10 protein-coding genes are annotated in these 14,498 nt (G+C 71.9%); 2 read left to right on the top strand and 8 right to left on the bottom strand.

The genetic code is table 11. The annotated features are described in order from the left end of the window. The first annotated feature begins 3 nt into the window (after window positions 1–3). Window positions 4–1,002 carry a DNA polymerase Y family protein gene (locus tag ACZ4O3_RS38610; RefSeq protein WP_467726934.1) on the top strand — a complete coding sequence of 333 codons (999 nt, stop codon included), beginning with the start codon at window positions 4–6 and terminating at the stop codon, window positions 1,000–1,002. 350 nt (window positions 1,003–1,352) lie between these two features. On the opposite strand, the gene ACZ4O3_RS38605 is transcribed toward ACZ4O3_RS38610, so the two are convergent. The 6 genes from ACZ4O3_RS38605 to ACZ4O3_RS38580 all read right to left on the bottom strand — a co-directional run bounded on the left by ACZ4O3_RS38605 (window position 1,353) and on the right by ACZ4O3_RS38580 (window position 10,062). Further along, complete coding sequence (locus tag ACZ4O3_RS38605) at window positions 1,353–3,437, bottom strand: SpoIIE family protein phosphatase (protein ID WP_362720144.1); 2,085 nt, start codon at window positions 3,435–3,437, stop codon at window positions 1,353–1,355. Between the two features lie 168 nt (window positions 3,438–3,605). Next, on the bottom strand, window positions 3,606–4,685 hold the full coding sequence (locus ACZ4O3_RS38600) for a S1 family peptidase (protein WP_467726879.1): 1,080 nt from the start codon (window positions 4,683–4,685) through the stop codon (window positions 3,606–3,608). 233 nt (window positions 4,686–4,918) lie between these two features. Next, a complete protein-coding gene (locus ACZ4O3_RS38595) occupies window positions 4,919–5,776 on the bottom strand; it encodes a slipin family protein (protein WP_362720136.1) in 858 nt (285 codons plus the stop codon). A 138-nt stretch (window positions 5,777–5,914) separates the two neighbouring features. Next, window positions 5,915–6,814 (bottom strand): S1 family peptidase, encoded by a 900-nt coding sequence (locus tag ACZ4O3_RS38590; RefSeq protein ID WP_362720133.1) that lies wholly within the window; start codon window positions 6,812–6,814, stop codon window positions 5,915–5,917. A gap of 464 nt (window positions 6,815–7,278) precedes the next feature. Further along, a complete protein-coding gene (locus ACZ4O3_RS38585) occupies window positions 7,279–8,094 on the bottom strand; it encodes an LLM class flavin-dependent oxidoreductase (RefSeq protein ID WP_467726878.1) in 816 nt (271 codons plus the stop codon). Between the two features lie 156 nt (window positions 8,095–8,250). Next, window positions 8,251–10,062: an FAD/NAD(P)-binding protein gene (locus ACZ4O3_RS38580; protein WP_467726876.1), complete on the bottom strand. Its 1,812-nt coding sequence runs from the start codon at window positions 10,060–10,062 to the stop codon at window positions 8,251–8,253. Between the two features lie 880 nt (window positions 10,063–10,942). Between ACZ4O3_RS38580 and ACZ4O3_RS38575 the strand changes: the two genes are divergently transcribed. Then, on the top strand, window positions 10,943–11,383 hold the full coding sequence (locus tag ACZ4O3_RS38575) for a cell division protein SepF (protein ID WP_351699550.1): 441 nt from the start codon (window positions 10,943–10,945) through the stop codon (window positions 11,381–11,383). Window positions 11,384–11,420: 37 nt separating this feature from the next. Here ACZ4O3_RS38575 and ACZ4O3_RS38570 read toward each other — a convergent pair whose 3' ends face one another. Both ACZ4O3_RS38570 and ACZ4O3_RS38565 read right to left on the bottom strand, forming a co-directional pair. Next, the gene (locus ACZ4O3_RS38570; protein WP_362723203.1) at window positions 11,421–12,614 is read right to left on the bottom strand and encodes an acyl-CoA dehydrogenase family protein; all 1,194 of its coding nucleotides are present in this window, start codon (window positions 12,612–12,614) and stop codon (window positions 11,421–11,423) included. An 81-nt stretch (window positions 12,615–12,695) separates the two neighbouring features. Beyond that, window positions 12,696–14,303 carry an MFS transporter gene (locus ACZ4O3_RS38565; protein WP_362723200.1) on the bottom strand — a complete coding sequence of 536 codons (1,608 nt, stop codon included), beginning with the start codon at window positions 14,301–14,303 and terminating at the stop codon, window positions 12,696–12,698. Between the last annotated feature and the right edge of the window lie 195 nt (window positions 14,304–14,498).

Here is a 14,498-nt window from a genome sequence, read left to right as displayed (position 1 = left end):
GGGATGAACGGGATGAACGGGACGGGCACACGGCAGCGGCACATCGCCCACCTCCACCTGCACACCTCACTGAGCGAGACCCGGTACGCCGACATAATCGAACTGATGTCCGGTATCACGCCGCACGTCCAGGCCGTCCCGCCCAACGCCGTACAACTGGACCTGACGTCGGCACTCCGGTACTTCGGCCTGTCCCCCTACGAGGTCGTCCAGTTGGCGAAGCTCCGGTTGAAGGCTCTGTACGGCATCGACAGCAGCGCGGGGCTCGCGGGCAACCGCATGCTGGCGGCCATGGCGGCCGACGCCTCCGCGCCGGGGGACACCACCTGGGTCCCCACCGGGCAGGCGGCCGAGTGGCTGTATCCGCGTCCGGTCACCGCCCTGCCCGGGGTCGGCCGCACCACCGCGGACACGCTCCGCAGATACGGCCTGCACACCATCGGCCAGATCACCGACCTGCCGTCAGCGACCCTGCAACGGCTCCTCGGCGCGGGTCCCGCCAGGCTGCTGGCCGAGCGCGCCCGTGGCCACGATCCCCGCCCGGTCACCCCGGCGGAACCGGCAGCGCACCTGATCACCGACCTCGTCCTGGAGCGGGACTGCCTCGACCCGGCCCAGCACCACCGCGCGGTCCTGGGACTCGCCGACCGGATCGGCCAACGACTGCGCGGTGACAGCCAGGTCGCCGTCCGGCTCACCCTCACCGTGCGCTACGCCGACCGCACCTCCACCACCCGCACGCGGACCCTGCCGGAACCCACCGCCCACTCCCCCGCCCTCACCGCGGCTGCCCTGGAACTGCTGGCCTCCCTGGGGTTGCAGCGAGCGAGGGTCCGGGCCTTCGCGGTCCGTGCCGACGGTCTGCTGCCCGCCGACAGCGCCTACCGCCAGCTCTCCCTCGATCCCGGCGACGCCCGCGCCCGCGCGGCCGAAGCCGCCGCGGACCGGGCCCGCCGACGCTTCGGGAGACAGGCCGTACGTCCGGCCGCCCTGGCCGACTGACCGCTGTCGCGGGGCCTGCCGGCTGCGCTCCACGGACCCCGGGGAGGGTGTGCCGCAGGTCACCACGGTGGAGGCGGCGGACGGGGAACGCCCCTGGGTGGCGGGCCGTTCACTTCTACGTGGCTGCGGAGGGGACAGTGTCCCCGGGCCTCACCTACAGCCCATGGGGACGATCGTCCGGCTGAAGCCCCATGGAGCCCCTCGCCGAGAGGCGGCCGCCCTCCGCACGCCACCACGTACGGCCCCGGCTGGTCTCCCCCGTCCAGTCGGGGCCTTCTCGTGTGCCAGGACGGTCGCGCTCCGTCCCCCTCCCGTCGTCCGACGTCACGCCGCCCGCCGCGGCGCACGGTCTACGGCCACGGACGACGGCGGCCCGAGGGCGGGAGGGTCTGTTCGGCCCAGACGGTCTTGCCGTCGGCCGTATGGCGCACGCCCCAGTTCTGGGCGAGCTGGGCGACGATGAACAGGCCGCGCCCCCCTTCGTCGGCGGTCTTCGCATGGCGCAGCCGTGGCGCCAGAGAGTCGCTGTCGTGGACCTCGCAGGTGAGGGTGCGGTCCTTGATGAGCCGCAACCGGGCCGGCGGGGTTCCGTAGCGGACGGCGTTGGTGACCAGTTCGCTGACGATCATCTCGGTGGTGTAGGCGGTCTCCTCGTCGACCCTCCACCGGCGGAGCTGGTGGAGGGCCTGGCTGCGGGCGGTGGCCACGGCCTTGGGGTGGTGACCGACATGCCAGGTGGCGACATGGTCGGCGGGGAAGGCACGGGTGCGGGCGAGGAGAAGGATGACGTCACTGTGCCGGCCGCCGTTGCGCAGCCGGTACAGCACGTCGTCGCACAGGTCCTGCAGAGGCCGCCCGGGGTGGGAGAGCACCCGTCGCAGGGTGTCCGGGGCCGATGAGATCCGTGGCAGCGCCTCGGTGTAGAAGGCGAGGACGCTGCCGTCGGCGACGGGGACCGTGGTGGCGGCGAAGGGCGGCCCCGCGACGCTGCCCAGAGGAGGTCCGCTCGGCAGATCCAGGACCTCGGTGGTTCCGTCGGGACGGGCGATGACGGGTGGCGGATGCCCGGCCAGGGCCACGGTGCAGGTCTGGGCGAACGGGTCGTGGACCGCGTACAGACAGCTTCCCGTCAGGGGCACGGGATCGCCGGGCGCCAGCGTCGAGCGTTCGTCGGCGAGGCTGAGGGCGGTGTCGTTCAGGCGGGCGAGGAGTTCGTCCGGCTCCAGGTCGAGAGCGGACAGGGAGTGGACGGCGGTCCGCATCTGACCCATCGTGATGGCCGCGTGGATGCCTTCGCCGGCGACCTCGCCGACCACCAGCGCGGTGCGGGCACCGGACAGGGCGAAGGTGTCGAACCCGCCGCCCCCGCCCGCCGCGGAGGGCACGTGCAGGTACGCCGTCTCGACGGTGCTCCGCGGCGCGGGCTGGAGCCGCAGCAGATGCCGCTGGACCGTCAGGGCGATGGTGTGTTCGCGGGTGTAGCGGCGGGCGTTGTCGATGCACAGCGCGGTGTGGGCGGCCACTTCGAGGGCGAGGGTGACATCGCCCTCGTCGTAGTCGTCGGCCTGGCTGGTGCGGTACAGGCTCAGCAGGCCCAGCACGGTTCCGCGCACGGTCAGGGGTGCCGTGATGAGGAGGCGGGCACCGGAGGCGCGGATCGCCTCGGCGCGTGGCGGGTCCGCCGCCAGCCAGGGCGTGTCGGGGGTCAGGGTGACGAGGCGGGGCTTGAGGTCGGTCAGCGTCTGGGCGTAGGGCGTGGGGAAGGGCAGGGCGCGTACGTCGCCCACCGGATGTGCCTGGGTCTGCTCCTCGCCGCCGCTGTGGCCGTAGGCGGCCCGGCGCAGCGGCACCTCCGGTCCCAGCGGGCTCAGCGGAGGTTCCTCGCCGCGTATCACGGCGTCCACCACTTCCACCACCACGATGTCCGCGAGGTCCGGCACCACGGCCTGCGCCAGTTCCTCGCAGGTGACGACCACGTCGAGGGTCCGTCCCACGTGCTCGCGCACGGAGCCGAGGACCCTCATGCGCAGACTCACCCGTTCACACTCGGTGACGTCGATCATCTCCGTGAGCACGCCCCAGGCCCTCCCCTGCGCGTCCTCCAGACGGGTCGCGGAGACGGAGAACAGGTACGACGGTCCCGGTGAGCCCTTGCGCCGCACGCCCACCAGCCGCCCCCGCACCGGTTCGCCGCTCTCCAGCACGCCGTGCAGCATCGCCTCCACCTCGCCGGGGGTGGAAAGGTCGTACACGTCGCTGACGTGCCGGCCCACGATCCGGTCCTGGGACACGCCGTGCAGATCCGGTCTGACGAGGTTGATCCGCAGGATGCGCAGGTGCGTGTCGAGGATCAGCAGGCCGGTGGGCGACTGGTGGAACAGGGCCTCCAGCACTGCGGCACCCTTGCCCGGCGAGACGGCTTCGTTGTGCGCCACGGCAACCCACCTCCCTAGTCCAGCCTGCACCGAGCCCCGGTGCACCGCTCCTCGCCCGCCCCTCGGCCCGGCGATCCCACCGTGGCCATGACAGGCCCGGCGCACGGCATGGAGCTGCCCCGCCCCCGGGGACGGGGGCGGGGCAGTGCGGGGACCGGGTGCGGGTGGTCAGCCGATCTGGGTGCCGGTGGCCGACAGGGCTTCCGTCACCGGCTGGAAGAACGTCTCCCCGCCGGAGGTGCAGTCGCCGCTGCCGCCCGAGGTCAGGCCGATCGCGTTGCCGCCGGAGAAGAGCGAGCCGCCGCTGTCGCCCGGCTCGGCGCACACGTCGGTCTGGATGAGCCCGCTCACGGTGCCCTCGGAGTAGTTCACGGTGGCGTTGAGCCCGGTGACCGTGCCGTCGTGGACCTGGGTGGTGGAGCCGCTGCGGGTCACCTTCATGCCCACGGTCGCCTCGGCCGCGCCGGTGATCTTCTGGGTGGAGCCGTCGTAGAGGTCGACCTCGCTCGGGTGGTCCACCGCGGAGGTGTACTTGACCAGGCCGAAGTCGTTGCCCGGGAAGCTGGACTGGGCGTTCGTGCCGATCACGTCGCCGGAGGAGTCCGACCAGCTGGAGATGGCGTCGGTGCAGTGTCCGGCGGTCAGGAAGTACGGCTCGCCGCCCTTGACCACGTTGAACCCGAGCGAGCAGCGCCCGCCGGATCCGCTGATCGCGTCACCACCGGCGATGAAGGGCTTGAACTCCCCCTTCGAGTGCCGCAGTTCAGCCTTCCCGCCGAGCCCGTCGACGACCTTGCCGAGCTTGCTCAGCGCGGTTCCGGCGACGGTCTTGTCGGCGGTGACGACGACCTTGTCGGTCACCGGGTCGGTCGCCCACGACGTGCCGGGGATGGTGGCGTCCTGCTTCAGCGTGGTCCGTGCGCCGTCGAGTTCGGCGAGGGAGTTGGCGACGAGTCTCGCCCTGGCCCCGGCCGCCTCGACGGTTCGCGCGGCGGTGTCGTCGAGCACGTTGACGACGAGACTCTTCGTCCTGGCGTCGTAGTAGGTGCCGGCCGCGTCGGTGCCAAGGTCGGCGGCGAGCGTCGAGGCGAGCTTTCCGGCCGCCGGCCCGGACAGGATCTGCGGGGCGGCGGCCTGGGTGGGCTCGCTGGCGTTCGCACTCTGGAAGGTCACTCCGGCGGCGACGAGCGCGGCTGCCCCCGCGCCGGCGAGGGCCGCCCGGTGCCCGGGTATGCGTCGGTGCTTCAACTCATGTCCTCCTGTGGGGGGGTCGGCCCATGAGGTTGTGGGGACCTCGGGGGCCGGAAGGCCGGTTGACGGGCGCCTACTATTCCGACACCCACAGGGAGCACACAAGGTCGACTTCAGGACTCGCGTGCGCGGATGTTGTGCGCCCCCTGTGCCCGGGCCGTCCACAGTCACCCCTGGAGGATTCGCACTGCAAACACTACGGGCGAGTAACCATCGGCGAAGAGTGACTGCTACCCCTGGCCGGAATGTGCCCCTCCAGGCTCTCCCGGCCCGCCGGGCTCGCCCTTGGCACCGGTCGCCGCGGACCCGTCGGCCGCGGCGGGAAGCTGCTGCTGGGCCCGCTCCAGGAACCGCAGCAGTTCCACCGGGAACGGCAGCACCAGCGTCGAGTTCTTCTCGGCGGCGACCGCCACCACCGTCTGCAGCAGCCGCAGTTGGAGCGCGGCGGGCTGCTCGGACATCTCCTTGGCCGCCTCGGCCAGCTTCTTGGAGGCCTGGAGTTCGGCGTCGGCGTTGATGACCCGGGCCCGGCGCTCCCGGTCGGCCTCGGCCTGCCGGGCCATGGACCGCTTCATGGTCTCGGGCAGCGAGACGTCCTTGATCTCGACGCGGTCGATGGTGACGCCCCATTCCACGGCCGGACTGTCGATCATCAGCTCCAGGCCCTGGTTGAGCTTTTCACGGTTCGACAGCAGGTCGTCCAGCTCGCTCTTGCCGATGATGGACCGCAGTGACGTCTGCGCCATCTGCGAGACCGCGAACCGGTAGTCCTCGACCCGGACGACCGCCTCGGCCGGACCGGTCACCTTGAAGTAGACGACGGCGTCGACGCGGACGGTCACGTTGTCCCGGGTGATGCCCTCCTGCGCGGGCACCGGCATCGTGACGATCTGCATGTTGACCTTCTGAAGCCGGTCCACGAACGGCACGATCATGGTGAAGCCGGGCTCGCGCACCTCAGGCCGGAGCCGGCCGAGGCGGAACACCACGCCTCGCTCGTACTGTCTGACGACCCGTGCCGCGGCCAGTGCGTAGACCGCTCCGACGGACACGAGAGCGGCTCCGGCCGCCACCAGCGCCTCGACCATGCCGGCCCCCAGGGGGTGACTCCAATGGTCCTTCGACGGTAACTCCGGTACCCCGCCGAAAGGGAGACCCCGTCAAAAGGGGGCCCCCGCACGCCGGTTGCGTACGGGGGCCCACCGGGAGCGGATCCTGGAGGATCGTCAGCCGACGCTCACGCCGTAGTAGCTCAGCGCCTCGGTGACCGGCTGGAAGAAGGTCGTACCGCCGGAGGTGCAGTTGCCGCTGCCGCCGGAGGTCAGACCGTAGGCGACGGAACCGCCGTAGAGCGGGCCGCCGCTGTCGCCGCCCTCGGCGCAGACCGTGGTCTGGATCATCCCGTAGACGACGTCACCGCTGCCGTAGTTGACGGTGGCGTTGAGCGCGGTGACCCGGCCGCTGTGGGTGCCGGTGGTCGAGCCGCGGCGGTACACCGTCGTCCCGACGCTGGGCGTGGCCGCGCTGGAGATGGTCTGGCTGCCGACCGCGCTCGGGTGCGCGATCGAGGTGTTGGTGTAGCGGACCAGCGCGAAGTCGTTGGTCGGGAAGCTGTAGCTGACGTTGGTGCCCAGGACCGTGGTGTGGCCGGAGTTGCTGTACCAGGTCGAGGCCACCTCACCGCAGTGCCCGGCGGTCAGGAAGTAGTACGTGCTGCCGCTGTGCACGTTGAAGCCGAGCGAGCAGCGGTAGGAGCCGCCGTAGATGGCGTCGCCGCCGGTGATCAGCTTCTTGAAGGTGCCGGGGGTGCGCTTGATGGTGATCGCGCCGGAGTCGGCGCCCGCCTGCTGCTTGATCTTGGCGATCTCGGCGGCGGAGACCGTGGAGTCGGCGGTGACGACGACACGGTTGGTCTTGCTGTCGACGGCCCAGGCGGTGCCGGGGACGTCCGCCTTCAGAACGGAGCTGTTCACGGCCTTCAGTTCGCTCGCGCTGAAGGTGTGGACGGTACTCGCGCTCGCGGTGGGGACGGCGAACGCTGCCGCGGCCAGGAAGCCGGTGCCCACGGCGATCAGCCGGGTCCGTCTCGTGATGCCGCTGCGGGGGGTCGTGCGCTTGATCCTCACTTTTCGTTCCCTCCCAGGGGAATCAGGGGGCCCGCGTGGGGTCGGGGCCCGTGAGGCGCAGCCGGGGGTGACGTCCGGGTTCCGGACATGCAATGCCCCTGACAAGCGCTGTGGGGGAGTATTCGGGCGAACGACCGGTGCCCGCAAGAGTGCCTTTCGGCCGTGCGACTGTGTTCGAACCATGCCGACTTTGTGTGATCTCGTCGTGGTCCGGGCGGGATGACGCCCGGTCACAATTCCCTCGAAACCCTCGGGTCACTGTCCGCTCCCCCGCCCCGGCCGCGCGGCCCGGCCTGTTCCCCGGCGACGGGAAGGGGCAGATGAAATGGTCCGCGCAGGCGCCCGGCGGCCACCGCGCCCCGGTCGCGGTCGCCGGTGGTGGAGCCCTCGGCGCCCGGGGCGGCCGAATAGATGAACCCGAAACGGTCGTTCGGCGGGTCGGGGCGGCCGGGATCCCGGTCGTCTCAGGGCGCGGCCAACTGGCCTGCGGGCCGGGCCAGGCCCAGGTGCTCGCGCAGGGTGCTGCCCGGGTAGAAGGTACGGAACAGCCCGCGGTGCTGGAGCAGCGCCACGGTGCCGTTGACCAGCCGCTCCAGATCGCGGCGCGGTTCGGCGGGGACCAGGTGGAAGCCGTCGGCGGCGCCCTCGCCGTGCCAGCCGGCGATCAGCTCCGCGAGGTCGACCGGACCGCCCCGGTACAGCGGCCCCCGCACGGTCTGCCGGGGGCCGCCGCCACCGTGCCCCGGCTCCGCCGCGCGCTCCCCGTCCCCCAGATCCACCAGCAGACTCACCAGCACCCGCAGTTCGTCCGGCTCCCGCCCGAACTCCGCTGCACGGCTCCGCAGTTCGTCGCGTACGGCGGCGGCCTGCGCGGAGCTCGCGGCCCGCACCAGCACGACATCCGCGTACCGGGCCGCGGTCCGGCGGCCGGCCCCCTCGCCGGCGTCGGCCACCCGGACCGGATGCCCGGACGAGGGCTCCGGCGTCTCGCTCCACCAGCCGGCCCGGCCCCGGCTGACCCGGTCGAGGTGGGCGACGGCGCTCTGCGCGGCGGTCACCAGCGGCACCAGCCCGATCCGCCGGGTGGCCGGGGCCACCTGCGTCAGCACGCCGAGCGGGTCGGACTCCGCCCACCCGAACCGGCCGTCGAGCGTGACGAAGTCCAGGCCCCCGCTCTCGGCGAGCCGCGCCAGCTCGACGTACCGCTCCGCCTCGAACACGCCGACCTGGTCCACGGCGGCGGCCAGATGCAGCAGCCCCCGGCCGTACGAGCCGGTCATGAGAAACCGTCCTCTCGGCGCATCACGGCGCCTCGGAAGGAAACGCCCGGGTCCGCTCCTGGCCCGGAGCCTGCGGCACCTGTGTCGACGGCCCGGCTTCCCCGACCCGTCGTGTCTCCCGCTCGGGCGGTCCGTAGAGCCTGCCGGCCGTGACCCTCATGGAGTGGATTCCTCCGGGGAGCCGGCGGGGGACGGCCCTGCGGACCGGGCGGACCGGGCGGACCGGTCCGTCAGGTCCCGGAGGAAGACCAGCGCCGCCCGCGCCGTGGCGTCGTTCTGCCTGAACGCGGGCCCTCCGGTGCGCGGCCGGGTGAACGCGCCGGGCGTACGGCCGTCGGTGAACGGACCGAGCGCGAACCGCCGGGGATGCGGCAGCCCGCCCCCGTCGAGGATCCGTCCGTCCACGGGGTCCACCCGGAGCAGCCCCTCGGGCGTCTCGGCGGCCCCGTCCGTCTGGAGCTCGCGCAGCAGCGCGTCCCGGGCCCGCTCCACGGTCGGTTCGGGCAGCCGGGCCTCGACCAGTGCCCGCGCCTCGACGGCGAACCCGGGCACGGTGTCCGCGGACGCCCGGAACACCCCGTCCCGCGCCGTCACCGTCATCCCGGCGCCGACGAACCGGACCACCCCCGCCCGGGACAGCGCGAGCAGCTGCCGCAGCCGGGGCCCGGGCGGTCCGGAGGCCAGACAGCTGAAGAACCCGTGCCACCAGGACCCGATGTCCCCGAGCCGCACCAACTGCCCGTAGACGGAGAGCAGTTCGAGGAAGACCGCCAGATCGGGGCTGTACCGCGGGTCGTGCCGACGGCTCAGGTCCTCCTCGACATGGGCCCGCAGCCCCTCCTGGAACTCCTCGTGCGACCCGTACCGCACCCCGTCCAGCGGGCGGTCCAGCGCCGCGAGGTCGAGCCGGTCCGCCGGGTCCGGCACGGCGGCCGACACCAGGGCCCGGGTCTCGGCGTCGCCCTCGGCGGCGGCGTACTTCTCCTCGAAGTCCCGCCAGGCGATGGCCGTCCGCTCGGGGTGGACGGTGAACAGGCGGTGGTAGTGGGCGAAGCCCAGTTCCTTCTCCACCAGCGGCCACACGTCCCGCCGGAAGTCGAAACCGCCCGGCCGGGCTCGCAGTTCGTCGACCTCGCCGGGTCCGAGGAACCGGGGCAGCGGCGGCCGCTCGCCGGTCCAGTCGTAGCCGATCTTCGAGTGGTACGGCACTCCGCGCCGCGACCCGACGTACAGCACCGGCTCCCGTCCGGACGGCAGGTAGGTGTCTTTGTCGTACCGTCCGCCCCGGCCCTCCGTGAGCAGCACCATCAGGTCGACGAAGGCGAGGCCGAAGCCGCGCACCAGCACCGGCTCACCGGGCCGCAGTGCGGACAGGTCGCTGTCGGCGGTGAAGTCCGGCGGCAGGTGGACCAGGCCGTGCGCGTCGGCGTACGCGGCCAGGGCGGTCTGTTCGGGGTCGAGGTCGGCGTCCAGATGACCGAGGGCGAGGACCACGAGGTCGGCGGGGAGCGGGCTCCGGCGTCCCTCCAGCCAGACCTGCTGGCGTCCCTCGCGCGGCCCGCTCACCCGCAGGGCACGGCAGGGGTGGTGGTGCACGGTGACGCCCTCGGGCAGGTCGGCCACGGCGCGGTCGTAGACGTGCCGCAGATACCGGCCCTGGATCTGCCGGTCGGCGAAGGTACGGCCGTCCAGTCCCGCCCACTCGTGCAGGGTCGGTCCCTCGCGCACCGGGCCGCTCATCCGCACCGACTCGTCGGTGAACATGGTGACGTCCTCGGCGTGCGAGTTCATCCACAGCAGCGGCGACTGGGCGGCCCGCCAGATCCGGCCGGCGCCCGGTGGGTGCGGGTCGACCAGGTGGATGTCGAGGCCCGTGCCCGCGTACAGCTCGGGCGCGTTGGCGGCGATGCGTTCGAGGAGCCCGGTCCCCCGCGGACCGGCTCCCACGATCACCAGCCGGGGCCTCATCGGGCCGTCCCCGTGCCGCGTGCGTGGTGCCTCTCGACGTGGCGGCGGCGCCGCGGGACGGTTCTCGGGACGTCCGCGCGCTCGGACGGGTCGGATATGCCGGGGGTGGCTGGGGCTGTGACCAGGGTGTCGGATGACATGCGAAGGCTCCGTGGCGGATCAAGCGAACACGGTGGACGCGCGCACGGTGGTGCGGCGGGTGCCTTCACACGGAACGCCGCTGGGCGGCGCTCTTACGGCCGAGCCCCTCAGCAGGGCCGTCCCTCGACTGTACGGGTCCGTTTCCCCACTCTGTCAAGGCTGTCCGGACTGTGAGCAGCGCGTCTCAAGTCGGTTGACGGGAAACCGGAGACCTGTTCCACTTGGCCCATGCACCCGCAGCAGTGGCTGGTCACCCGCTCCCACATCGACTTCGGTCGCGTGTGGTCCTGTTCCTGTTGAGCTGACCCACTGCGCGCCCCGCCGACGGCGGGGACTTCTCGCGTTCTTCCTCGCGTTCCTCGCTCCGCCTTCACACGTGCACCCCTCCCCTCGCCCTCGCACGGATCTCATCGCCGGAACAGAAGAATTGACGGTATGTCAGGGCCGTTGCGACGCTGAGCTGCTTTGTCATATCGGCTTACTGTCGGTTCGTCACCCGTAGCCGGTTCACCCGGACGCACCGCTTATCACCCATACGCCCAGAACAATCATATTTCACTCACAGTCAGCAGCCGTGTGGGTCACGACCCTTGGGGTACCTGGGCTCTCGACGTATGCGCTCTGCACCAGTACCGTCACAAACCCCCCGCGCGGCGTCTATCCACTTGGCGCGCCATCCGCATCATGGACGACCATAGGGATGCGGAAGCATGAAAGACCGCTGTGAGAGGAGGCGTCCATGGGATCGGTACGCAAGGCGAGTGCCTGGCTTGGCCTCGTCGACGACAACGATGACGAGCGCTACTACGACGACGACTACTCCGAAGGGACCGAGCAGCCCGGGGATGCCTGGGTCACCGACCCGCGGGTCAAGGTGGCCTCGGACACCGCCGAGGAGAAGGGCCGCCGGATCGGCACGGTCACCCCGGACAGCTTCCGGGACGCCCGCGCGATCGGCGAGCTGTTCCGCGAGGGTGTGCCGGTCATCGTGAACCTCACGGCCATGGAGGCCGGCGACGCCAAGCGGGTCGTCGACTTCGCGGCCGGGCTGATCTTCGGCCTCCGGGGTTCCATCGACCGGGTGTCCAACCGGGTCTTCCTGCTCTCCCCCGCCAACACCGAGATCGTCAACGGTGAGCCGGCCTCGCGCCGGGAAGACGGTTTCTTCAATCAGAGCTGAGGCAGGGCCGCTCGCCGGCCCTGCCCCCGCGCAGGGTTCACCGGAAGGCGTCGAGCCCGGTGAGCGCCTTGCCCAGCACGAGCTGGTGCATCTCGACGGTGCCCTCATAGGTGAGCACCGACTCCAGGTTGGTCGCGTGCCGCATCACGGGATACTCCAGCGAGATCCCGTTCGCCCCGAGGATCGTCCGCGCCGTACGGCAGATCTCGATCGCCTCCCGTACGTTGTTGAGCTTGCCGAAGCTGACCTGCTCGGGACGCAGGCGGCCGGCATCCATCCGCCGCCCCAGGTGATGGGCGAGCAGGATCCCCTTGTGCAGTTCTACCGCCATGTCGGCGAGTTTGGCCTGGGTGAGCTGGAAGCCGCCGATGGGCCTGCCGAACTGCTCCCGCGACTTCGCGTAGCCGACGGCCGCCTCGAAGCAGGTGCGGGCCGCGCCCATGGCGCCCCAGACGATCCCGTAGCGGGCGTGCGACAGACAGCTGAGCGGGCCCTTGAGGCCGGTGACCTCGGGCAGCACGGCATCGGCGGGCAGCCGCACGTCGTCCATCACCAGCTCGCTGGTGACGCTCGCCCGCAGCGACCACTTGTGCTTGATCTCCGGCGCCGAGAACCCGGGCGCGTCGGTCGGCACGACGAACCCGCGGATCCCGTTGTCGCTCTGCGCCCACACGACGGCAACGCCGGCCACCGAGCCGTTGGTGATCCACATCTTGCGCCCGTTGAGCACCCAGTCGCCGCCGGCCTCGCGCTTGGCGTACGTGCGCATCGCGGCGGGGTCGGAGCCGTGGTCGGGCTCGGTGAGACCGAAGCACCCGATGACGTCACCGGCGGCCATGGCGGGCAGCCACCGGGACTTCTGCTCCTCGCTCCCGAACCGGTGAATGGCGTACATGGCCAGCGATCCCTGCACGGACACCAGCGAGCGGATGCCCGAGTCGGCGGCCTCCAGCTCCAGACAGGCGAGGCCGTACTGCACGGCGGACGCGCCCGCGCAGCCGTAGCCGGTCAGTGACATCCCGAGGGCACCGATGCCGCCCAGCTCCTTGGCGAGCCCCCTGATGCCCGGCAGCTCCCCGCTCTCGTACCACTCGGCGACGAACGGCAGCACCCGGTCCGCCGCCCAGCTCCGCACGGTCTCCCGGACGGCGAGATCCTCCGGCTCCAGAAGATCGTCGATGCCGAGCGGATCACCGGCATCGAACGGAGGCAACTTTCCGGACGCGGACATGAAAACCCTCCTAAAACTAGCACCGCTAGTTACCCCAGGCTACGCGCAGTCTCCCTGTTCGCACAGCCTCGCAGGGGCGGGTCATGCCGAGACGCGGGACATCTGGGGCTCCCTGGGAGCCGGGAGCTCCACCGCCGGCTCCTCGCACTGCATCGCCCGGGGCAACCGCAGCGCCATCACCGCGCCCAGCAGCAGCAGTCCCGCGCTCACCAGCAGCGTCACGTGCAGACCGTGCACGAAGGAGTCCCGCGCCGCCCGGCGCAACGCCGCACCCGTCGGGCCGCCGAGCCGTCCGGCGACCTCGTAGGCCTCGCCCAGCGAATGGCTCGCGGCCGCGGACGCCGACTCCGGCACCCCGGGGACCCGGGACAGTCCGGGCGCGTACGCCGCGTTCATCACGCTGCCGAGGAGCGCGATCCCGATGCCCGCCCCCAACTGGTAGGAGGTCTCGCCGATCGCCGCCGCTCCGCCGGCCTGCGCCGCGGGCGCCTCGCTCAGCATCGACTCGTACGCCCCGAAGAGCGTGGTCTCCAGGCCGAAGCCGAGCAGCACGAAGCCGAACAGCAGCAGACCCGCGTTGTCCACCCCGCCCATCGAGGTCAGCGTCAGCACCGCCGCCGCGGTCAGGCAGAACCCGAAGCACACCATCCGGCGCGGCCCGACCCGCCGCAGCAGCCGTGCCCCGGCCAGCCCGGCCGCCATCGCGGCGAGTGTGAGCGGCAGCAGCCGGAGCCCCGTCTGCAGGGGCGAGAGGCCCAGCACCAGTTGCAGGTACTGCGCGGCGATCAGTTCGAGCCCCACCAGTGCGAGCATCGCCAGCACGATGCAGCCCACCGCGGTGCTGAAGGCCGGCCGCGCGAACATCTTCAGGTCCACCAACGGGTATGTACGCCGCCGTTGCCGCCGCACGAACAGGAACAGCAGCAGCGCACCGCACACCAGCGGCGCCACCGTCAGCGCGTCGGCGGCCGGCTCACCGCTGCCCAGCCGCTTCACGGCGAACACCACGCCGAACAGCCCGACCGCCGCCATCAGGGCGCCCACGACGTCCCAGGGCCCGGTGCGGTCACCACGCGACTCGGGCAGCAGCAGCCGCCCCACCGGGAGACTGATCAGCATCAGGGGGATGTTGACCAGGAAGACCGAGCCCCACCAGAAGTGTTCGAGCAGGAAGCCGCCCAACAGCGGCCCCACGGCCGCGCCGACGGCCGCCACCGCGCTCCATACGCCGATGGCCAGGGCGCGTTCACGGCGGTCGGGGAAGACCTGCCGGAGGATCGACAGCGTCGCCGGCATGATCATCGCACCGCCGACACCGAGCAGCGCCCGGGCCCCGATCAGCGCCTCGGCGGTCGGTGCGACGGCGGCCAGCGCCGAGGCGATCCCGAACAGGGCGTACCCGAGGAGCAGGACGCGCCGCCGGCCCACCCGGTCGCCGAGCGTGCCGAAGAGGATCAGCAGCGAGGCGCAGACCAGCGGGTAGACGTCGACGATCCAGAGCAGTTCCATGGCGCCGGGCTTGAGGTCCTCGGTGACGGCCGGCACCGCGACGTGCAGCACGGTCGCGTCGAGGGCGACCAGCAGCAGGCTGACGCAGAGGACGACGAGGACGACCCAGCGGTTGGCACCGGCCCGGGCACCGGCCGCCCGACGGCGCGGCCGTACGGCTGCCGTGGTCGTCCCGGACATGAACGTACCTCCCAGGTGATCCCTCGCGTGCGGCGGAATCGGCGGGGCGGGGACTCCCCGTCGTACGGCCGGAGAGGAGCGGGATCTCCGGCCCGCGCATACGAACGCGAGTGACACATCAGCGTACGCGAGTTCGTTCCGGTGGCACGTGGCGGACCTCTCACACGCTCTGCGGAAGTCGTGTGGCGTACACCA

This window comes from Streptomyces sp. NPDC026515, assembly GCF_055567595.1.
Note: the sequence above shows the minus strand (reverse complement) of the source record. Positions and strands in the feature narration are given on the sequence as shown.